Origin of the sequence: Polyangium sp. 6x1 (genome assembly GCF_029946515.1) — a bacterium.
Classification (GTDB): domain Bacteria; phylum Myxococcota_A; class Polyangia; order Polyangiales; family Polyangiaceae; genus Polyangium.
Genome location: NZ_JARZHH010000008.1, coordinates 107,357 through 127,766, shown reverse-complemented (window position 1 = coordinate 127,766; position 20,410 = coordinate 107,357). Strand labels below are relative to the sequence as shown.

Annotated in this window: 14 protein-coding genes; 9 read left to right on the top strand and 5 right to left on the bottom strand. The window is 69.7% G+C overall.

The window, feature by feature from the left end:
• Positions 1 to 74 precede the first annotated feature (74 nt).
• Positions 75 to 890 carry a hypothetical protein gene (locus tag QHF85_RS11025; RefSeq protein ID WP_281327084.1) on the top strand — a complete coding sequence of 272 codons (816 nt, stop codon included), beginning with the start codon at positions 75 to 77 and terminating at the stop codon, positions 888 to 890.
• On the opposite strand, the gene QHF85_RS11020 is transcribed toward QHF85_RS11025, so the two are convergent.
• Together QHF85_RS11020 and QHF85_RS11015 are read right to left on the bottom strand one after the other, a co-directional pair.
• Positions 874 to 2,106: a radical SAM protein gene (locus tag QHF85_RS11020; protein WP_281327083.1), complete on the bottom strand. Its 1,233-nt coding sequence runs from the start codon at positions 2,104 to 2,106 to the stop codon at positions 874 to 876. The two genes, QHF85_RS11025 and QHF85_RS11020, sit on opposite strands and share 17 nt — an antisense overlap.
• A gap of 73 nt (positions 2,107 to 2,179) precedes the next feature.
• Positions 2,180 to 3,130: an NADP-dependent oxidoreductase gene (locus tag QHF85_RS11015; RefSeq protein WP_281327082.1), complete on the bottom strand. Its 951-nt coding sequence runs from the start codon at positions 3,128 to 3,130 to the stop codon at positions 2,180 to 2,182.
• A gap of 327 nt (positions 3,131 to 3,457) precedes the next feature.
• On the opposite strand from QHF85_RS11015, the gene QHF85_RS11010 reads away from it, so the two are divergent.
• Positions 3,458 to 4,063 (top strand): putative metal-binding motif-containing protein, encoded by a 606-nt coding sequence (locus QHF85_RS11010; RefSeq protein ID WP_281327081.1) that lies wholly within the window; start codon positions 3,458 to 3,460, stop codon positions 4,061 to 4,063.
• Here the strand turns inward: QHF85_RS11010 and QHF85_RS11005 are convergent, their stop codons facing one another.
• The gene (locus QHF85_RS11005) at positions 4,064 to 4,870 is read right to left on the bottom strand and encodes a YwiC-like family protein (protein WP_281327080.1); all 807 of its coding nucleotides are present in this window, start codon (positions 4,868 to 4,870) and stop codon (positions 4,064 to 4,066) included.
• A 48-nt stretch (positions 4,871 to 4,918) separates the two neighbouring features.
• On the bottom strand, positions 4,919 to 5,584 hold the full coding sequence (locus tag QHF85_RS11000) for a DMT family transporter (protein ID WP_281327079.1): 666 nt from the start codon (positions 5,582 to 5,584) through the stop codon (positions 4,919 to 4,921).
• 129 nt (positions 5,585 to 5,713) lie between these two features.
• Here QHF85_RS11000 and QHF85_RS10995 point away from each other — a divergent pair, with 129 nt between their 5' ends.
• Genes QHF85_RS10995 through QHF85_RS10980 form a run of 4 tightly spaced genes read left to right on the top strand, consistent with a single transcriptional unit; the run spans position 5,714 to position 9,389 of the window.
• The gene (locus QHF85_RS10995) at positions 5,714 to 6,106 is read left to right on the top strand and encodes a hypothetical protein (protein WP_281327078.1); all 393 of its coding nucleotides are present in this window, start codon (positions 5,714 to 5,716) and stop codon (positions 6,104 to 6,106) included.
• A gap of 39 nt (positions 6,107 to 6,145) precedes the next feature.
• Positions 6,146 to 6,955, top strand: coding sequence for a hypothetical protein (locus QHF85_RS10990; protein WP_281327077.1), 810 nt, complete (start codon positions 6,146 to 6,148; stop codon positions 6,953 to 6,955).
• 2 nt (positions 6,956 to 6,957) lie between these two features.
• Positions 6,958 to 7,584 carry a hypothetical protein gene (locus tag QHF85_RS10985; protein ID WP_281327076.1) on the top strand — a complete coding sequence of 209 codons (627 nt, stop codon included), beginning with the start codon at positions 6,958 to 6,960 and terminating at the stop codon, positions 7,582 to 7,584.
• A 2-nt stretch (positions 7,585 to 7,586) separates the two neighbouring features.
• On the top strand, positions 7,587 to 9,389 hold the full coding sequence (locus QHF85_RS10980; RefSeq protein ID WP_281327075.1) for a TIM44-like domain-containing protein: 1,803 nt from the start codon (positions 7,587 to 7,589) through the stop codon (positions 9,387 to 9,389).
• Here the strand turns inward: QHF85_RS10980 and QHF85_RS10975 are convergent.
• Positions 9,377 to 10,495, bottom strand: a complete 1,119-nt coding sequence (locus QHF85_RS10975; protein WP_281327074.1) for a hypothetical protein — start codon at positions 10,493 to 10,495, stop codon at positions 9,377 to 9,379. The genes QHF85_RS10980 and QHF85_RS10975 overlap by 13 nt on opposite strands.
• 268 nt (positions 10,496 to 10,763) lie before the next feature.
• On the opposite strand from QHF85_RS10975, the gene QHF85_RS10970 reads away from it, so the two are divergent.
• The 3 genes from QHF85_RS10970 to QHF85_RS10960 all read left to right on the top strand — a co-directional run bounded on the left by QHF85_RS10970 (position 10,764) and on the right by QHF85_RS10960 (position 20,305).
• The gene (locus tag QHF85_RS10970) at positions 10,764 to 16,505 is read left to right on the top strand and encodes an MG2 domain-containing protein (protein ID WP_281327073.1); all 5,742 of its coding nucleotides are present in this window, start codon (positions 10,764 to 10,766) and stop codon (positions 16,503 to 16,505) included.
• Positions 16,502 to 18,937, top strand: a complete 2,436-nt coding sequence (gene pbpC, locus QHF85_RS10965) for a penicillin-binding protein 1C (RefSeq protein ID WP_281327072.1) — start codon at positions 16,502 to 16,504, stop codon at positions 18,935 to 18,937. Before QHF85_RS10970 ends, pbpC begins: the two co-directional genes overlap by 4 nt.
• 87 nt (positions 18,938 to 19,024) lie before the next feature.
• The gene (locus tag QHF85_RS10960; RefSeq protein WP_281327071.1) at positions 19,025 to 20,305 is read left to right on the top strand and encodes an AAA family ATPase; all 1,281 of its coding nucleotides are present in this window, start codon (positions 19,025 to 19,027) and stop codon (positions 20,303 to 20,305) included.
• Positions 20,306 to 20,410 lie beyond the last annotated feature (105 nt).

Here is a 20,410-nt window from a genome sequence, read left to right as displayed (position 1 = left end):
CGCGCGTCGAGGCTGGGTCTCCTGGTTTGTCTGCGTTCTTGCGTGAGAAGCCGGGCAGGAGATAGGATCGCACCATGCGCAGGGCAGTGGGTACGATGCTCGTGATCGCGGCGGGGTGGGGGGCGGCGATCTTCCTCGGGGGAGCTTGCGGTTATCGCGGCGCCGATGTCGGCGGCGACTGCCCGCCTGGACTCCCGCGGAACGAATGCTGCCCGTGTCCGTGGCCCGAATCGTGCCCGAACGGCCCGGAGCCCATCCCGTGGGACTGCCCGAACGCGTGTGACGGCCCGCCTCCGCTGCCGCCCAAGTGCTTCGACGGGGGCGCGGATGGCGGGGATGCCGATGGGGGGATGTCGTCGCTCTGCCCGGGCGGCGGCGCATGCGTGGACGAGTCCCCGGAAGAGTGGATGCTCGTGGCCTTCTTCTCGGACTGGCGCGATCCGCCGCCGTGCCCGGACGAAATGCCGATTCTCGCGTTCGAGGGCACGCCGGCGCCTCCTCCTCTTCCTTGTGGGGAGTGCTCGTGCGACGAGCCCGAAGGGACGTGTTTGCTACCGGAGACGTGGACCGTCAGCTCCGCCGGCTGTGATGATCCCGGGGGTGGTGTCAAGACAAACTTCAACCCGCCGACAAACTGGGACGGCACCTGCAATCAGGAGAAGGCGATCCCCTCCGCCACGCTCTGCGGCGGCGCGCCGTGCGTCCGGTCGATCACCATCTCGCCTCCGGTGATCGAGGAGCAACCCTGCACCGCACATACAAAAGGAGATCCGGCGCAGGAGATCCCTAAGGTCTGGAACGGTGGACCGGAGACCCCCCTCGGCCGGGTGTGCACACGCGCCGAGCCCTGGCCGGGCTGCGAGGGGCAGAACGTCACTTCCGCCGCGTGATCTGAACGAGGCTCTCCGCCGGGCCGAGCGGCGCCGGTTCGAGGGCGTCGAGCGGCTCGACGACGAGCTCGAACAGGCCATGATCGAAGGGTTTGCCCTCGGCCGCCGCGGCGGGGACGAGCCGCTCGCGTTTGCCCTCGGCGGCGAGCGTGCGCGCGCGGAAATGGCAATACGGGTTGTTCCCGGGCCGGCCGAAGAGCGCGTGCGCCGTGAACGTGCAGCCGCCCATGCAGACCTCAGCGAACGGGCAGGAGCGGCAGAAGCCCCAGAGGTCGTCCGGGGTGCGGTTTCGCGCGAACGCGAGGGCCGGGGCCTCGTCCCAGATCGTGCCGAGGCTCTGCTCGCGTAACGAGCCGCCGACGTAGGGATGGCTTTGCAGCGAGGGACAACCCTTCACCGCGCCGTCCGATTCGATGCCGAGGACGCGTTTTCCCGCCTGACAGCCCACGAAATGGTCGCGCCCGCCTTCTTTGACGGAGCGCAAAAGCGCCTCCTCCGGGCCGAAGTATCCGAGGTTGTTGCCGGGCATCAGCGTGATGCCGTCGCGGAAGGCGCGGCGCTTCAGCGCGGCGACGCGCGGCACGACATCGAGCAGGTCGTAGGGCTGGAGCAGCATGTCCGGGCGATCGGCGGCGCGGCCGAGGGCGGCCGTGATCTGGACCTGCCATGCGACGATGCCGAGCCCGCGCAGGTGCTCGTAGAGCGCTTCGAGGTCGCCCCGATTGACGCGGTTCACGTTCGTGTTCGCCGCGACGAGCAGGCCCGCCTCGCGCAGGTGGCCGATCGCGCGCGTGGCGCTCTCGAAGCTCGATTTCGCCCGGCGAATGAGATCATGTGTGCGGGCGAGCCCGTCGACGCTCACCGAGACGCTGTGCAGCCCCGCGATTTTCATGTCCCGCGCGAGCGCCGCGTCGATCCCGCGGCCGCCCGTGGTCATGGTCGGCCGGATCCCGGCCGCTTTCAGGGCCCGGACGATTTCGAGAAACCCTTCGTGCAGGTAGGCCTCGCCGCCGATGAGCACGACTTCCCGCGCGCGACGCTCCTTCAATTGCTGGACGACGCCGAGCGCCTCCTCGGTCCCGAGCTCGGTCGTCCGCGGCCCTCCGGCGCGGGATCCGCAATGGGCGCAGGGCTGATCGCAGCGGAGCGTCAGCTCCCAGACGACATACGCGGGATGAAGGTCGTCCGGGAGCACGGGGACGCGGCGGAGGGACATGGCGCCCATTGTACCATGGGAGGCGCGCGTGCGGGAGGTGCACCGCGCTGCGATGGCCGTCACGGATCCATTCTCACCTCCCTCCCGTTTCGGCCACGCGGAGCACGATCTTGCCTCGTGTATGACCCTGCTCGACGAGCGATTGCGCGAGCCCCGCGTCCGCGAGCGAGAGGACACATGTGACCCTCGGGCGGACCTCGCGGGCGTCGATCCGCGCGGCGAGCCTGCGGAGCTGTTCACCATTCGGCTGCACGAAGACCGATTTCGCCCGGACGCCGCGCTGCTCCGCGATCGCCGCGCTCGGCGTGCTCCGGATCGAAACCAGCGTCCCGCCCCACTTCAAGACGGAGAACGAGCGTATCTGTACCTCGCCGCCGACCGTGTCGAGCACGACGTCCGCGCCGCGCACCCGCTCCTCGAATCGCTCGTTTTCATAATCGATGACCTGCGCCGCGCCGAGCGACCGCACGAAATCGTGGTTCCTCGCCGACGCGGTCGCGAGGACGCGGCAGCCACGGGCGAACTGCACGGCGACGTGCCCGACGCCGCCCGCCCCCGCATGAATGAGGACGGTTTGGCCGGGCGACAGGTTCGCCGCGCCAAACAGGGCCTGGTGCGCCGTCAGCGCGACCAGCGGGACCGCGGCCGCCTCCTCGTGGCCGAGGGTCTTCGGCTTCGGGGCCGCGTGCTCGACGGGCACGACGACGTACTCGGCATACGTCCCCTCGTCGGGGATACGCACCATGCCGTAGACCTCGGCGCCGGGCGCGAATTCGGTGACCCCTTCGCCGAGCGCCTCGACCGTGCCCGAAAAATCCCAGCCGAGGATGATCGGGAAGGGACGGGTGATCCTGCCCGCCGCGCCGCGCCCGCTGCGCGTCTTCCCGTCGACCGGATTGACGCCCGCCGCATGGACGCGGACGAGGATCTCGCCGCGGCCCGGCTCGGGGCGCCTGACCTCCTCCAGGCGCAGGACGCCCGGGCCGCCGTACTCGTGCATTCGAATCGCGCGCATCGTCTCCATGGATGTCTCCCGTTGGATCCACGGTGGGGCCCCCCAAGCGCCCGCCAGGCCATGCTCGCGCCATGGGCAACCGGCGTGCCTTTGCGCAATCCTCATGATTTTGGCGTGATCCGCATGACGCGGGAAGACCACCACGCGCCGACACGCGCAAGCCGTTGCGCGATCATGCAGCGGCGACGGATACCCGTGACAGCCTCGTCATGCCTCGCGTTCCGTGGCTTTCCGTTCCGGGATGCTCTTTCGGGGTTTCTGGATCCGTCCAGGCGCGGCCCAGCTTTTGCTCGCGGCGGCGCCGAGACGTTGTCCACACCCCGAAAGGACCGATGCATGCTGAAGACTTGCGTATCGTGTGAAGGTTTCGTCCCCGGATCGGCTCCGAGCTGTCCTCACTGTGGCGCGACCGCGCCCGCGGAGAAGGCGCCCGCGGCGCTCGCGGGCTTCGGAAAGAGCCTCGTCGCCCTGGCGACGGGCGGCGCGATGGCCGTCACGCTCATGGCCTGTTATGGCCTGCCCCCGTGTGATCCGGCCGATGACAAGGACGGCGACGGGTTTTGCCCGACGTACGATTGCGACGACACGAACAAGGACATCCATCCCGAGCAGCTCGAGGATCCCAAGGGCGACGGGATCGATCAGAACTGCGACGGCGTCGACGGCAATGCCTGGGAGGAGACCGAGGACGCGGGCGACGGCGCGACCAAGTGCATCTCGTGCGCGCAGGGCATGGGCACGCTGGGGACCACGGAGGTCGACGTTTGCGAGGGCGCGGCCCACACCGCGTTCCTGGAGCTCAAACAATGCGCCTGCCAGACGGCCTGCGCGTCCGTTTGCCAGGACAACTCCCATTGCACCGGCACCGCGACGACACCCGATTGCCAGGCCTGCATCGACACGCAGTGCAGCACGCAAAAGCTCGATTGTCAGGAAAACTAGCTAGGACCCGCGCAGCGTGGCGACGAGGATGACGAGCGTCGCCACGCTCGCCGCGATGAGCCCCCACCCGATGCGGCGCAGCTCCCGGGTGTGCACCGGAAACACGCAGACCCCGAGCGAGAGAAGCACGAACGGCGCGAGCGCGATCGGCACGGCGTTCGGGAGCACGCCCCGGAGCACGAGGATCACGCTCGCCGCGCCGAATCCGATCGTCGCGACGTACGCGGCGACGAGCGGCGCCATTCCCTCGTGTTTCGCCCGCGCGATCACGGCGCGCACCGCGAGCGTGGACACGAGGAACGCCGTCGTCCACACGCCCCAGGCGAGCGCCGCAGAAGACATCGGGGCCCCGCCCGCGAGCGCCACCGGAAAACCCGCGCCGGAGAGCGCCGCGGCCGCGATGATCTCGCCCGCCGCCGTCTTTTCTTCCTTCCGCCAGACGAACGCCATCACGACGAGGCCGAGCACCACCGGCGGGACGAGCGCGAGCCTCGCGGGAGGCGGCGCGAGAACCAAAAAGACCCCGCCGAAGAGCGCCATCGCCGCGCCGAGCCACGCGAGCCGACGCGCCGCGCGCGGGCCGTCCTGCGCGCGGGCCTTCTTGCCCCGCTGACCGAGCAGGACGAGCACCGGCTCGTGCGCGAGGAACGCCGCGACCCACGCGATCGTCAGGCCAAACGCGGCCATCCCCGGCCGGCCGAGCGCGAGCGCCGCCACGAGCGGCATGCCGAGCTGACCGTACGCGCCGTGCTCCCGCGGCGCGAGCGAGCGCGCGGGCGCCGGGGAAGCGAGCGGTGCGGACGTCATGCCTTCCCCCATGGCATTCCGCGCGCCCGCTGGCAACGGTCCCGGAGGCTAGAGCTCCTCCGACTCCTCGGCGCTCGAACGAGGGTCGTTCTCCTCGACGAGCTCGTCGATCGTGGGCTCGGCGCGCTGGCGCTCCCGCTCGCGCTCGACCTCCACGTGTTGCATCTCGCGCTGGCGCACGCCCACCACTCGCTTGGGATCGTGGCCGGACTCGGCCGTGTGGCGATCGTCGATCGGCATGGGTGAACCCTCCTCCCCGCCTGCACCTTGGGGCGCTTCCTTCGCACCGGAAGGGGTCGCGAGCAGGACCATCGCGATCACGCCGAGCGCGACGCCGAGCGCGCGCCGCAATGTAAAACCCTCGCCGAAGATGAGCGGGGCGACGGCGGCCGAGAGGACCACGCCGCCGCCGAGCGCGAGCGTGCCCGTCGCGGCGACCGGGCCGCCGAGGCGCAGGGCCGTAAAGAGCAGCGTCGTCGCGACGCTGATGCACAGGCCCGCGAGGCATGCCCACACGACGCCGGGCGTGCTCGTGGGCGTGCTCTCGGCCTCGCGGCGCACGACGAGAAACGCGAGGATCCCGAGCGCCGCGGTCCCTTCGAGGCAGAGCGCGCCGAGGGCGTCGCCGATACGTCCGCTCGACGCGCGCAGGGCGAGGTAGTGCAGGCCGAAGAAGCATGCCGCGACGATGGCGGGCAGGGTCCAGGCGGGCATCCGGCGACCCTAATGTCCCGCGCTCTCCGGGGGAAGAGCTGGGATCTTGCCACGGGCGCGTGTTCGTGAGACACACGTTGACCTGAACTGTCGGCCGAGGTGCCCGTCCCTCGGCGATGCAAGGGGATCGTGAAGCCGCTCCGCCATCTCGCCGCCCTCTGCGTGCCCTTCGTCCTGGTCGCCCTCGCGGGAGGCCCCCTGGGTTGCCAGCTCATCGGCCTGCCGGATGCGCCCCAGGCGCCGAAGGTCGAGCTTCCGCAGCTTCCCCAGACGCCCGAGGTTCCCTCCCTCGAGGCGCCTGCGCCGCCCTCGGTCTCGCTGCCGTCGGCGCCCGAGAAGCCCAAGATGGACGTGCCGCTCGACGAGGACACCGAGGTCTGCTGTCTTCGGAGCGGACCCGTCGAGCAGGTCTGCGGCGGCTCGGCGAAGCGCTGCTGTACGATCAAGCTCGAGCGCGACGCCTGCGAAAATCAGGGCGGTCTCTGGTTCCACAGCGTCCGCGGTTGCGCGGGAGCTTGCTGACGACGCACCGAGGAGGCAAGGGCTGGTAGACTGGCCCGCATGCCTCTCCGGACGGCGCGGTTTTTCCTTTTTCTCCTCGCACCTGCATTCGCAGCAGGGTGCTTCCTCGGCAAGGACCTGAAGGAGGTCCTCGCCGAGCATCGCGCCCCCGTCGAAGCGAAGCTCGCCAAGGTCAAGGCCTTGAAGGAGCAAGCCCGCGCGCTCCCCGCGGTGTCGAGCGACGTCGTCCACGTCGCGGGCGGCCCCGCGCCGGTTCTTTCCTTCAGCGGCGGCACCGTCGGGGTCAATGCCGCGATCGCGTACCTCGAAGACCTCGACAACCTCGCGGAGCTCGGGAACGTCCCGTATCGGGCGGCCGCGACCGGGACGATCAATCGGTGTGCGTCGGTGCTCGCGACGCACAGGGAGCCGTACGACGCGGCGCATCCGCAATTGTCCCCGCCGTCGATGAGCAGTTATCGCGCGGACGACGTTCTCGAACTTTGCGAGGCGCTCCGTTATCTGCTCGTCGTCCGCTCGCTCGCGTTCGTCGAGCCCTCGGATCCGCGGACGAGCACCACGTGCAGCCCGTTCGACGCGGGCGTGGAGGACGGCGGCGCGGCCGACGCTGGCACCTGCCATCGATTCGGCGGCGGGTATCTCAAGGCCGACGTGCTCGTCTTCGACGTGGAGTCGGGCCGTCACCTCGGCGGATTCGCGTTCGTGGCGGAGAGCAGCGCCATGGTCGACGTCACCGACGACGGCGCGAACGTCAAGGGTGAGATCGCCGGGAATTTCCATCGCAACATCGAGGAGGCGCTGAAGACCGCGGCGCGGAAGGCTCTCCCCGGTCTGCCCATCGAGGATTGATCATGGCGTCGATATCGTGGCGAAAGGACGGGGCGGAGCGGGCGCAGATCGAGGGCCTCATCAAGGAGGTCGAGGCGATGTGCTCGGCCGAGATCGTCATCACGGTGCGGCCCCGCTCGGGGGCCTACCGCCAGGCCGATGTTCTGTTCGGCGCGATCTGCGCGTTCGTCGGCCTCTGCGTCTACATCTATGCGCCGACCGAGTTCACGGACGATCTCGTGCCGCCGGCACTGCTCCTCCTGTTTGCCGCCGGCGCGGTCTTTTGCGCGAACGTCGCGCCGCTCCGGCGGCTGCTCCTGCCGAGAGCCTTGCGAGAGCGCCAGGTGCGCGCGGCCGCGCGCGAGGCGTTTCTGGACCAGGGAATCGCGGGGACCCGGGATCGGACGGGCATTCTCATCTACATTTCCGTCTTCGAGCGCCGCGCCGAGGTCGTCACCGACATCGGCATTCTGCGCCGCGAGAGCGACGGCCAGCCCGGCGAGGCGATCCGCGGGATCGAGCGCGCCGTGGCCGAGGCTTTGCCCATGGAGGGGTTTGTCTCCGCGGTCCGAGGCCTCGGCGCCTGGCTGAAAGAGGCGCTCCCGCCACGCGCGGACGACATCAACGAGCTCAGCGACGAGGTGCGGTGACCATGATTCGGCAGAAAACGCTCCTCGGCTCGGCGCTCCTCTCGCTGCTCCTTTTGTGGTCAAACGACCAGGCCTTCGCGCGCCCCGGCGGCGGCAGCTCCTTCAAGGGGGGTTCGCGCTCGTCCGGCAGCAGCAGCAGCAGCAGCGGGAGCCGATCGTCGAGCAGCGGGAGCAGCGGGAGCCGATCGTCGAGCAGCGGGAGCAGCGGGAGCCGGTCCTCGGGATCGAGTTGGGGGAGCCGGCCGATCACGGTCGGCGGCACCACCGGGAGCGGCTCGAGGACCTCCGGCAGTGGCACAGCGCGCAAACACGTCTGGGCCTTTCGGGACGAGAGCGGGGTTCTTCGCGCCAAACAAGGCCCGTCGCCGGGCGCATCGATCTATCCGGCGCCCGCGCCGCACGCCCCCATTCCGATCGGGCCCGACACGACGACGACCGCCGAGCGCATGGTCGGGTTCGTCTTCGGCGCCGGCTTCTTCGCCGCGGGCGCGGGCGTGCTCGCGGCGCCCATGTTCCTCATCGGGCTCCTCCTGCGCCGGCAACGAAAGCGCCATCAGCTCGACGTGGGCTGGTCCTCCGCCGGCCATTTCGTCGCCACCGGGCCCATGCACGTGCCGTCCGCGCCCGAGGAGAGCCCGGCCGAGGTCCGCCGCAAGATGGAGTGGCTGCGCGGCCAGGACCCCGATTTTTCGGTCATCCTGCTCGAAGACTTCATCACCGCGCTCTACACCGAGGCGCACACGGCCCGCGGATCGAATGCCCTCGAAAAGTATTCGCCTTATCTGCGCCCGGCGGCGCGCAATACCCTCGGCAGCTTGCCGCGTGTCCCGGTCACGACCGTGATCGTCGGATCGCTCCGGCTCGTGTCGTTCCTGGTCGACACGCGGACCCAGCAGAGCCGGCTCGTCGTGGAGCTCGAATCCAATTATACCGAGGATCCGCAGGGCGCGTCTCCAACCTCCCATTATGCGCTGGAGCGCTGGACCTTCGTGCGTTCCTTCGGCGCCCGCTCGCGTTCGCCCGATCGGGTCCGCTCGTTCTCCTGCCCGAACTGCGGCGCGCCGCTCGAACGCACGACGCACGGGCGCTGCACGTATTGCAGCCAAGCCGTGGATTCGGGTCAATTCGACTGGGTCGTCGAGCGGATCGACCTCCTCGCCCGCGAGACGCGCGGGCCCATGCTCACGGGTACGACGGAGGAGGAGGGCACGGAGCTACGCACGGTCTTCGATCCGGGGCTCTCGGCGGCGCGGATGGAGATGGCGCGTCGCGACGCGTCCTTCACCGAGTCGACGTTCTCCGGGCGCGTGCAATGGATCTTCGCCACCATGCAACACGCGTGGACGTCGCTCGAATGGAATCGCGCCCGGCCTTGCCTCACGGATCGTCTTTGGAGAGCGCAGAGCTACTGGATCGAGGCCTATCGGCAGCAGGGGCTCCGCAACGTCACCGAGAATGCGCGCATCCTGCGGGTCGAGCTCGTGCGGATCGCCTCGGACCGGTGGTACGAGGCCGCGACCGTGCGGGTGCACGCGACCGGGCTCGATTATACGATCCGGCTGGGGGACAATGCCGTCGTGGGCGGCAGACGCGACAGGGAGCGCGCCTACACCGAATACTGGACCCTCGTGCGGAGCGCGGCCAAGCATGGCCCGACGCGCGCCGCCCCGTCCTGCCCGCAATGCGGCGCGCCGCTCACCATGGAGATGGCCGAGCGCTGCGGCCATTGCGGGACGCTCGTCGAGGCGAGCACGTTCGACTGGGTGCTGAGCCGCATCGAGCAGGACGAGGCCTACGCCGGCTGAGCTTCTCGGACGCGTGCCTCCGGCCGTGGAAGCGACCGGTCCCAGAGATCCTCTCGATACGAAAGGTCGCCGAGGAGCCGCTCGAAATCGGCGATCGGCATGCTGCATCGGCCGAGCTCGTCCTCGATGCGCACGCTCGCGCCTTCGAACCAGCGCTCGTGTGGATCGATGGGGTCGTCATAATGCACGACGCCTTCCTCCCCGTCGATCGAGAGCACCAGGATCTTGTGCGCCGCGTGCTGGATGGGCTCGCCCCCTGCATTCCCCTGGAGCCTCGTCACGGCGGGGAGGACGATCGTCGCGAAGACCGGCTCCCCTTTGCGCGTCGATTGCTCGAGGATCGAGAGCCCGTCGCGCGCGAGGTCGGCCACGCCCTCGGTGGAGATGCCGAGCTTCGCGAGGGCCTTCGCCATCATCGCGTGCTGCGTCGAGAGCGTCTTCCAGGGTTTGCCCGTGACCGCGACGAGGAGGCGTTCGAACGCGCCCATTTCGAGCCCGGTCCCGACGCACGCCTCGCCCTTGAAGTGGCTGTCGAGGATGTTGTCGTAATCGAGATCGGGGTACGCGAACTCCATGCACGCGACCTGAAAGATGCGGCTGATGGGATTTCGGCCGCGCTCGCCCGCGCTCGGCAAGAGGATGTCCTCGTCGCAGACGAGCTCCTCGCCCGACCGCAGCGTGGCCCGCCCCGAGGTGGAAATGAGCCCGGCCACGAGGCGCGCGTATTCGGCCGGATCCTGCACGGCGAGATACGTCTCGACGCAGGCCGCGGCGCACGTGCCCTTGAGCCCCTGATTGATGCGCCCCGGATTCGCGAGGTTCTGGACGAGCTCGAAGAGCGCTCGATTTCGCCCCTCCGGCGTGGCGAAGAAGCTCCAGAGCGGGCGCGTCGCGATGGTCACGAGGGATTCGACGAGCGGATGCCCGAGCGCGTCGAGCCGCGCGAGCCGCCCGTCCCCCGCGAGCACACGCAGCGCGTCATCGATTGTCGCGCGCCAGGGACGCAGAGGCTCCGTCCATCCGAGATTGCGGCTCGGCGGTACGGTCCACTGTTCGATGGTGCCGGCGAGCTCTTCGAAAAGGCTTTCGACCGTGACTCCACCCATTTGACCCTCCCCCGGGAATCATGCCCCTCGGGCCCCGCGATTTCCAGATGCAAGCAGGCTTTTTTTTCGTCCTTTCGAATGACGTCCCGCATAGGAAATGGTGGTAGCATCGAACGATGGAAGCTCGCACGCGCGCCTCGTCCCAGCCGGGCCCACCCCGCGGCGCGGTTTCCACACGTCGCGGCCTGTCGGACACACACGGGAGTTCGTAACCATGCGTTTTCATTCACCTCTACGACCGGCGCGGGGCGTGGAAGGTGCGCGGACCATGTCCTCCGCCCGCACCCGTCCTGTCTGGCTCGTCCCGGCCGTGCTGCTCGCCTCCTCGTTCGGCCTCGTTTGCAGCAGCTCCCCCTCCGTTCCCACCACCCTGCCCGGACAACCTCCGCCGCCCGTCGTCATCGAGCGGGCCGTGCACAAGGGCGACGAGCCGCTGGTCTTTCCCCCGGCCGCGTCGCGTCAGGCTCGCCTGCCGGTCCATGGCGACGAGGTCGACCGCACCTCGACCGATCTGGACGTCCGGAGCCCGAGCCTCGACGACGGCAAATTCTCTTTCCATGGCACCTCGTTCCGTATCGTGTTCAATCAGCCCGTCGCGCGCCCCGCGCCCGATCCCGCCGCGAAAGGGCCCACGAAGGCCGCGGAGGGCACGATTCGCGTGACGCCGAGCGTGGAGGGCGAGGCGCGCTGGATCGACGACACGACGCTCGAATTCGTGGCAAAGCGCCCCTTCGACACGGAGACCACGTACGGCGTGGAGCTCGGCGAATTGAAGACGCCCGCGGGCGCCGGCCTGAAGCAGGCCTGGAAAGCGCAATTCAAGGCGACCCCGGGCGTCACGATCGCCGGCAAGGACCTCGGCTACCTCCCCATTCCTGGCCGCCACCGCGTCATCGCGATGCACCCGAACGACGGCCGAGAGGTCGGCGCGCGCGAGACGTTCGCGGTTCTTTATGATCAGCCGATCGACCTCGGCCTCGCGCGGAGCCTCGTCACGTTGACGGACGCGGCGACCGAGAGGCCCATCTCCGTCGTCCTCGATCACCCGAAGACGCCGACGTTTCAGGGGATCAAGGTCGATCCGAAGCTCGTCGTGCTCGTCCGTCCCGTCTCGCCCGTCGCGGCCGGCACGAAGCTCGTCCTCCAGGCGAAGCCTCGGTTCCAGGAAAAACTCCATCAGACGCTTGAGATCGACGTCACCGTGGCCGACGCGCTCGCGTTCCTGGAGGTGACGTGCGAATGGTACTGGGACGACGACGGCCGGCAACGGTCGTGTACGTTCCAGGACGGGAAGCTCTACACGGCGGGGCGCGAGATTCGCGTGTCGTTCAATCAGGCGATCGCGACCCCGGACGACAAACTCGCGGCCCGCGTGCGCGTGAGCCCGCCCGTGCGGAACATGACGGTGCGGAACGAGCGGTGGGACAGCGAAATCGTGATCCGCGGCGAGTTCGAGCCCTCGAAATCGTACGAGGTCTCGATCGACGGCCTCGTCGACGATCACGGCAGCCGCCTCGCGAAGCCCGTCTCCTTCCGCGCCGAGATGGCCCCGATGCCCGCGAGCGTGACCATGGCAGACGGTATGTTGTGGCTCGATCCAGAGACGACGCGCCATTTCGCCGTGACCTCGCGCAACGTCTCCAAGGCCTCACTCCTCGCCTGGCCCGTCGCCTCCACGGACCGCGCCGCGCAGGAGGCCGCGCTCCGGCGCGTGCGCACGCGGGACCTCCCCCCCGAATCCGCGCCCGTGCGCATTCCGATCGCTGTCAAGGCCGAGCGGAACAAGCTCGTCACGACGCAGCTCGATCTCTCGAAGCACCTCTCGGCGGGGCAAAGTTATCTCACGTCGATCGAGGCCGACGAGATTGCGTTCGGCGCGAAGCTCGCGAAGTTTCCGCGCGGGAGCGAGGCGGCGAAGCCCATCGTCGCTTTGATTCGTCCCGGCGACGAGCGCTCGCTCGCCGTGCATACCCGCGCGACGCCGAATGCGACGATCGTGCAGGTCTCGCGCCTCGCGGGCGGCGCGCCGGTGCAGGGCGCGCTCGTGCGCCTCTCGGGCGACGAGACTTCGGCCGGCGTGACCACGGACGCCTCGGGCCTCGCGCTCCTGCCGTTCGACCTGCGCACGACGGAGCGGCCTTTCCTCGACGTACGCGCGCAGGACGCGGATTTCATGCTGCCGCTCGACGGCGACGGCATCACGGAGCGGCAGATCTTCCCCGACCTCGCCTCGGGTGAGGGCGCGCCTTCGTCGTTCGGCCGGGCGTTCGTCCTGACGGACCGTGGCATTTATCGGCCCGGATCGAGCGTGTTCGTCAAGGCAACCGTGCGCAAGCCCGACGGGGCCGCGCTTTCGCCCATTGCAGGCGCGTCCCTGCGATTGCACGTCGTGGGCCCGACCGGCGACGACGTCTTCCAGCAGACGCTCACGACGAACGACATGGGCAGCCTCTCGACGACGGTCACCCTTCCGGCCGACGCAAAGATCGGCCGGCATCAGATCCTCCTCGAGCAGCCGGATCGGGAGGGGGAGCCGCTCGCGCAGACGATGGTGCAGGTCGCCGAGTTCGAGCCGCCTCGATTCGTGGTCGACGTCGACGCGTCCGCCGACGCAAAGAATACGATGCGGGCCGAGGTGCGGGCGCGGTATCTCTTCGGCGCGCCCATGGACGGCGCGACCGCGTCGTGGACGGTGCGGCGCGAAGGCGCGCCTTTCCCGGAGGGGCCCTTGACCTCGGCGGGGCTCTCGTTCCGGCGCGCGCCTCGCTGGTACGACGACGAGGAGCAGCCGTGGTCGCGCGCAGGCGAGGGGTCGCTCTCGGCCGAAGGGAAGCTCGCGGTCGTGCAGGCGCTCGAAGTCGCGCCCGCGATGGGCCCGCAGCGATTCGTGATCGAGGCGGACGTGACCGACGCCTCGCATCGCCACGTCGCAGGTAGGGGGAGCGTCGTGGTTCATCCGGCCAAACGATATGCCGGGATGAAGCTGCCCTCGACGTGGTATGGCGTGGGCGACGATGTGCCCGTCGAGCTGGGCGTGATCGATCTGGAGGGGCGGCCCGTCGAGGGCCAGACCGTGGCGGCGAAGCTCGAGCGGATCGAGTGGCAATACGCGAAGCGCCGCGGCGCGGGCGGTTCGCTCGAATGGGATTGGACGTCGAAGCGGGTCGAGGCCGGCCGTTGCACGGTGACGAGCGCGAAGCAGCCGGTGATATGCAAGGTGAACATCGGCCGCTCGGGCAGCTACGAGATCACGGCCGAGGTGGACGGCCGGCCCGGCGGCGCCATGGGGCTCTGGGCCTACGGGAGCGAGGGCGAGGCGCTGCCGGCCGCACCGGAGCGGCCCCACGCGCTGGATCTATCGGCCGACAAATCGAAATATGCGCCCGGCGAGACGGCGAAGATCCTCGTGCGGAGCCCGTTCCCCGAGGCGACGCTCGTGACCACGATCGAGCAGGGCGATTTGCTCGAAAAACGCGCGATTCGCGTCAAGGCGGGCGCGACGGTGATCGACGTGCCGCTGCGGGCCGAGCATGCGCCGTACGTGCACGCGACGGCGACGCTCCTGCCGATCGGCGCGAAGGGCCGCGCGGCCACCGATTACAAGATCGGCGCGGTGCGGCTGCCCGTATCGATGGCGGGCGCGCGTCTGGAAGTCGCGGCGCGGAGCGACAAACCGTTTTATCGGCCCGGGGACGAGGCCGAGATCGACCTCGAGGTCACGGACGGGGGCAAGCCCGAAGGCGACGCGGAGATCGCGCTCGCCGTCGTCGACGAGGGCGTCCTTCGATTGACGGATTTCCACCCGATCGATCCCGCCGCTGCGCTGCGGCCCGGGCGGGGCCTGTCGTTCCGCGTGCGTGATTCGCGCAGCGACCTCGGCGAGCTCTTCGAGCGCAGCCACGTGCCCGGCGACGGCGGCGGCGCGGCGCTGTCGACGATCACCGAGGCGCGCAAGAAATTCGTGGAGACCGCGCTTTTCAAGCCCGACGTGCGCCCGGACGCGCAGGGCAAGGCGAAGGTGCGGTTCAAGCTCCCCGATAACCTCACGGAGTTCCGGATCATGGCGGTCGCGCTCGATCGCGAGGGCAAGGGGGCGAAGTCGGAGTCGAGCTTCCTCGTGAAGAAGCCGGTGATGCTCGTGCCCGTCGTGCCGCGGTTCGCGCGCGTGGGCGATCGATTCGAGGCAGCGGCGATGCTGCACAACGAGACGGCCGCCGCGCTCGGCGCGACGGTGCGTCTCGGGGCACGCTCGCAGACGGTGAACGTGCCGGCGGGCGGCAAGGCGCGCGTGGGATTCTCGCTCGAACCGGCCGCCGCAGGCGCGCTGCCGCTCCTGTTCTCGGCCGAGGACGAGGCGGGCAAGAAGCTCGACGAGGTGGAGGCGAAGCTCGCCGTGGACGAGCCCGGGATCGACGAGCGCCCGCGGCTCGGCGGGGCGTTTGTCCGAAATGAAGAGGTGCAACTCGACGTGCCGGCCGGCGTGATCGAGCGCGGCGGGTTCCTCACGGTGAAGGTGGGCGAGCACCTCTGGCCCGAGCTCGGCGCGCGGCTCGAATGGCTGCTCGGGTATCCGCACGGCTGCGTGGAGCAGACGACGTCGAGCACGCTGCCGCTCATCGCCGCGCGGACGATTCTGCCGCGCATCGGCGTCACGCGGCTCTCGGAGGGCGAGCTTCAAAAGCGGATCGCCGCGGGCATTCAGCGGCTCGCCACCATGCGCACGGATTCGGGCGGCCTCGCATACTGGCCGGGCGGCGACGAGCCGAACGTGTATGGTACGGCGTACGCGATCCGGGCCGTGATCCTGGCGAAGAAGGCCGGCGTGAATCCCCCCGCGGGATTGCTCGAAGGCATGCAGGGCTTCCTCGCGGATCGAATGCTCGACAAGGACACGGCGCCCGAGGTCTCGGCCGCGATCGCCGAGAGCCTAGCCGACGCGGGCGCACTCGATCGGAGCGCGGCCGACGCGCTCTTCGATCGGAAGGGTGATCAGAGCGTGTTCGGGCTCGGCAGCCTCGCGCTCGCGCTCGGCTCGCTCCCGGAGCAGGAGGATCGCGTGAAGACGCTGCTCGACATGATCGAGGGGAGCTTCGACGAGCGGGGCGAGCTCTCGAACACGAAGCGGATGAGCGATTTTTACTATTATGGCTCGCCCTCGCGCTCGCGGGCGCAGGCGGCCATCGCGCTCGCGCGCCTGCGTCGCTCGTCGACGATCCTGCCGCTGCTCCTGCGCGAGATCGCGGCGGACATGGACGATTACACGACGCAGGCGACGGCGTATTCGCTGCTCGCGCTGAGCCAGCACCTCGAGGCGAGCACGGACGACGGCGTGACCGTGCGCGTGAGCCTCGACGGCGAGAGTCTCGCGCCCACGGCGGACCTCGGCTTCGGCAGCAAGGAATTCGCCATTCCGTTGAGCCGGGTGCGGGGCAAGAAGATGAAGCTCGTGCTCTCGGCCGAGGGCGATCGGTCGGTCGGGTATGCGATTTCGTCGGCCTGGCAGCGGGCGATCGCGGCCGCGGATTCGCCGGCCGCGACGCGCGGCGAGAACGGTCCGTCGGTGTATCGCGTGATCAGCGATCCGCGCGGTGGTGCCGTGGATCTCTCGAAGGTCAAGGCCGGGGATCTCTTGCGCGTGGCCCTGTATGCGCGCCTGCCGGAGGTGGACGACGAGCGGCGCGGATACGTCGCGCTCACGGATCGTCTGCCGGCGGGCTTCGAGCCGGTGCAGCCGGAGCTCGCGACGGTGGCGAGCGCGCCGGGGATCGATTCGCATCATCCGTTTTACTCTGCGCTCCGCTGGAGCTCGGCCGAGGCGAGCCACATCGAGATGCGTGACGACCGGGTGAACGTGTATTTCGACAAGGTGTGGGGCGACTCGGTGGCCGCGACGTACCTCGTGCGGGCGACGACGCCGGGCGTGTTCGCATTGCCCGCGGCGGCCGGCGAGCTCATGTACGAGCAGGACGGCGTGGGGTACAGCGACGCCGGGCAGGTGACGATCCAATGAAACGTCGTCCCTCCAGGAGAGCCCTGCGGCGGTTCGGCATTGCCGCTTTCGTGGTTGCCGGCGTCATCCTCGGCGTCGTCGCAGCGTCTCCGCGCGTGCGCGCCGCGGCGGGCGAGCCCTCGGCGCGCCTCGCGGACCACTGGCACGAGGGGCATCGCGTCGTCGATCGCGAGGGGCGCTTGCTCCGCGAGATCGGCTCCGAGGCCGAGCAGCGCGGCAGGCCCGTGGCGCTCGATCAAATGGGAGATCGCATCGTGCTCGCGACGCTCGTCAGCGAGGACAAACGGTTTTTCGAGCACGACGGCGTCGACGGCCGGGCGATCGCGCGGGCGATCGGGCAGAATTTGAAAGGTGGGCGCATCGTGTCCGGGGCGAGCACGATCACGCAGCAGCTCGTGAAATTGCTCGACGCCGAGGGAAAACCGGCGCCGCGGACGATCGAACGCAAGGTCACGGAGGCCGCGCGGGCGCAGAACCTCGAAAAGGCCGTGGACAAACGGACGATCCTCGAAGCGTACATGAATCGCCTCGGGTATGGCCACGGGCTCACGGGGCCGGAGGCGGCGGCGCTCGGGTATTTCGGGGGGTCGGCGAAGGATCTGAGCTGGGCGCAGGCCGCGTGGCTCGCGGTGTTGCCGCGCGCCCCGTCGTTCCTCGATTCTTATGAGCATCCCGAGCGGGTGCGCCTGCGGCAGCGGGCCTTGCTCGACGATCTGCGCGAGGAAGGCGTGATGAGCGAGGCCGATCACGCGCGCGCCGTGGACGAGCCGATCGGCGTGCGGAAGATCGAGCGGCCGTTTTACGCGCCACACTTCGTGGACGCGGTCCTGCGCGAAGTGTCGCCGCCCGGCGAGCGCGGGCATGGCACGACGAAGACGACGCTCGATCTCGTCTTGCAGGAGGATACGGAGGGGCTCGTGCGCACGCACCTCGCGGCGCTCGCGTCGCTCGGGGCGAGGAACGCGGCGGTGATCGTGGTCGATAACGAGCACGGAGAGGTGCTCGCCTGGATCGGGAGTGGTTCGTACTGGGACGATTCGATCGCGGGGCAGGTGGACATGGTGCGGGCCCGGCGGCAGCCCGGGTCGACGCTGAAGCCGTTCGTCTATGCGCTCGCGTTCGCGGACGGGCATTCGGCGGCCGAGGCCCTTCCGGACGTGCCGACGCGATTCTCGGAGCAGGGCGGCACGTACGCACCAGGCAATTTCGACGGGACGTTCGAGGGGCCGATCAGCGCCCGCGAGGCGCTCGCCGGAAGCTTGAACGTGCCCGCGGTGCGGCTCGCGGCCGACGTGGGCGAGGGGCGGCTGCTCGAATCGCTGCGGGGCCTCGGGTTCACGAGCCTCGATCGGGAGGCGCGTCATTATGGTTTGTCGCTCGCGCTCGGGACCGGCGAGGTGACGCTGCGCGAGCTCGCGGGCGCGTATGTGGCGCTCGCGCGCGGCGGGGAGCGAATGCCCGTTCGGATCCTGGCGGGCGAGGCGGCGGGCGAGCCTTCGCGCGTGATGGATGCGGCCGTCGCGTCGCTCGTGACGGAGTCGCTTTCGGATCCGCTGGCGCGCGTGCGGGGATTGCATGGGCGCGGGCCGTTCGATCTCGGGTTTCCGGTGGCCGTGAAGACGGGGACGAGCTCGGGGCACCGCGATACGTGGTGCGTCGGGTATACACACGAGCGGACGGTCGCGGTGTGGATCGGCAATGCCGACGGCGCGCCGACGCAAAAGCTCACCGGCGCGAGCGGCGCGGGGCCGCTCTTCGCGGACGTGATGCGGCGGGCCATGGAGGACGTGCCTTCCCGCGCGCCGCTCTGGGACGAGGCGCACCTCGAATCCGCTGAGGTTTGTCCGCTCACGGGCAAGCTCCCCGGGCCGGCCTGCGCGGATCATGCGTCGCGGCATTTCATTCGCGGAAGGACGCCGAAGGAGACGTGTGATTGGCACGTGCGCGCGAGCACGCGGGAGGGCGCGCGGGAGGGCGAGGCGCCGTTCACCTGCGATTCGCAGGGGAGCCGATCGATCGTGGTGTTGCCGGAGGCCTACGAGGGGTTTCTCGCGGCGCTGCCGGTCGGCGCGCCGGGGCACGATCCTTTGGGTTTGCCCTGGCTCGCACGGTCGAGCGTGCCCGGCTGTGGCGACGTGACGCACGAGGAGCAGGCGCTGCGAATCGACGGGCCCGCGGCGGGCAGCGTGTTCGTGTACGGGGAGGAGGGCGACGCGCAGGCGGTCGTTCTCTCGGCGTCGGTCGCGGGCGGGCCGGTGGAGCGGCGCGTCAGCGAGGTCGAGTTCGTGGTGGATGGCGAGGTCGTGGGGCGATCACGCCCGCCGTTCCGGGCGCGGTATCACGCGGCGCGGGGGGATCACGAGCTCGTGGTGCGGCCCGCCGATCCGCGGCTCGCGGTGCGCACGGCGAAAACGAGCTTCAGCGTGCGCTAGGCCAATACGACGTTTGACAGGCCGGGGGAGGCCGCTTTAGCATGCGTCGCGGAGGGGGGCCGGACGCCGGCTCTCGCGGACCTCGGGATGATCACACGCATCGAGATCGACGGATTCAAGTCGCTGCGCGCGTTCTCGCTCGATCTCGAGCCGCTCACCGCGATCGTCGGGCCGAACGGGGCAGGAAAGTCGAATCTGTTCGACGCGCTCGCGCTGCTCGCGAAGGTGGCGGAGACGAACCTGGTCACCGCGTTCAAGGGAGGGCGGGGACGTATTCGGGATCAGTTCGCGCGCACGCCCGAAGGGGTGGAGCGTTCGATGCGCTTCGCCGTGGAGCTCTTGTTCCTGCCGGGGTCGTCGCGGCACGAGCTCGTGCTGTCACGGGTGAGGTACGAGGTCGAGATCGAGCGGACGCTCGAGCGCGGCGGCCTCGACGGCCTCGTGATCACGCGCGAGCGGCTCCTGCCGGTCAAGCGCGGCGCGGACGCGTGGATCGATCATCATCCGCATTGGGGGCCACTCGCGCGGTACGGGATGCCGGAGATGCGCGTCGAGCTCGAAGGCGCCCCGGGGCCGGAGCGGATCGTGAAGATCGAGCCGGGCGACGGCGGGCCGTCGTTATCGGTGGATATCGGGCGGGATCGAAGCCTGCTTTCGCTGCCGTATGCGCTCGTGACGCCGCTCGTGGAGGCGACGAGCCGTGAGCTGCGCGCCTTCCGGCTGCTGCACCTCGAGCCGCATCGGCTCACGCAACCGAGCGATCGGGCGGCCGGGACGTCGCTGACGGAGGACGGATCGAACCTGCCGACCGTGCTCGCCGCGCTCGGTCCCGAGGCGCGCACCGTGATTCGAAAGGACATGGAGACGCTGCTGCCCGGGTTTCGTGGCTTCGAGGTGACGGCCTTCGAGGACGAGCTGCGGCTCGAGGCCGATTTCATGGATACGAAGCGCCTGCCGGCGCGGCTGCTCTCGGACGGAATGCTCCGGCTGCTCGCGCTCTTCACGCTGCTCCGGTCGGCGCGGCGCGGGGCGATCGTGGCGATCGAGGAGCCCGAGAACGGCGTGTATCCAGGGAGGCTGCGCGCGCTCGTCGATTCCCTGCTCTCGGCGACGGCGCCGACGCTCGGGGAGGCGACGGCCGTGCCGCAGGTGCTGCTCTCGACGCATTCGACGGCGATCATCGCGGCGCTGCGAGGGCTGCCGAGGGCGATCGTGTTCGCGGATCTCGTGCGCGGGCGCGACGGGATGCGCTCGACGCGGATGCGGCACGTGGTCTCCGAGGGCGAGAGCGAGAGCGGCGCGGTCCCGAGCGTCTCCTCGGGAGAGATGATGCGGCTGCTCGAATCCTCCCGGCCCTGGGACGATTGAGCTATCCTCGGGTCCGCGCCGGTCTCGATCACGAGGACGATCGCGCGCAGGAAGGGGCCAGGATGGGCGAGCGAGCGTTTTTCAGGTCGGGTTCCGAGGATCGGG

Coding starts and splice junctions, on each gene's coding strand:
- QHF85_RS11025 (WP_281327084.1), top strand. CDS start 75: ATGCGCAGGGCAGTGGGTACGATGCTCGTGATCGCGGCGGGGTGGGGG.
- QHF85_RS11020 (WP_281327083.1), bottom strand. CDS start 2,106: ATGTCCCTCCGCCGCGTCCCCGTGCTCCCGGACGACCTTCATCCCGCG.
- QHF85_RS11015 (WP_281327082.1), bottom strand. CDS start 3,130: ATGGAGACGATGCGCGCGATTCGAATGCACGAGTACGGCGGCCCGGGC.
- QHF85_RS11010 (WP_281327081.1), top strand. CDS start 3,458: ATGCTGAAGACTTGCGTATCGTGTGAAGGTTTCGTCCCCGGATCGGCT.
- QHF85_RS11005 (WP_281327080.1), bottom strand. CDS start 4,870: ATGACGTCCGCACCGCTCGCTTCCCCGGCGCCCGCGCGCTCGCTCGCG.
- QHF85_RS11000 (WP_281327079.1), bottom strand. CDS start 5,584: ATGCCCGCCTGGACCCTGCCCGCCATCGTCGCGGCATGCTTCTTCGGC.
- QHF85_RS10990 (WP_281327077.1), top strand. CDS start 6,146: ATGCCTCTCCGGACGGCGCGGTTTTTCCTTTTTCTCCTCGCACCTGCA.
- QHF85_RS10985 (WP_281327076.1), top strand. CDS start 6,958: ATGGCGTCGATATCGTGGCGAAAGGACGGGGCGGAGCGGGCGCAGATC.
- QHF85_RS10980 (WP_281327075.1), top strand. CDS start 7,587: ATGATTCGGCAGAAAACGCTCCTCGGCTCGGCGCTCCTCTCGCTGCTC.
- QHF85_RS10975 (WP_281327074.1), bottom strand. CDS start 10,495: ATGGGTGGAGTCACGGTCGAAAGCCTTTTCGAAGAGCTCGCCGGCACC.
- QHF85_RS10970 (WP_281327073.1), top strand. CDS start 10,764: ATGTCCTCCGCCCGCACCCGTCCTGTCTGGCTCGTCCCGGCCGTGCTG.
- pbpC (WP_281327072.1), top strand. CDS start 16,502: ATGAAACGTCGTCCCTCCAGGAGAGCCCTGCGGCGGTTCGGCATTGCC.
- QHF85_RS10960 (WP_281327071.1), top strand. CDS start 19,025: ATGATCACACGCATCGAGATCGACGGATTCAAGTCGCTGCGCGCGTTC.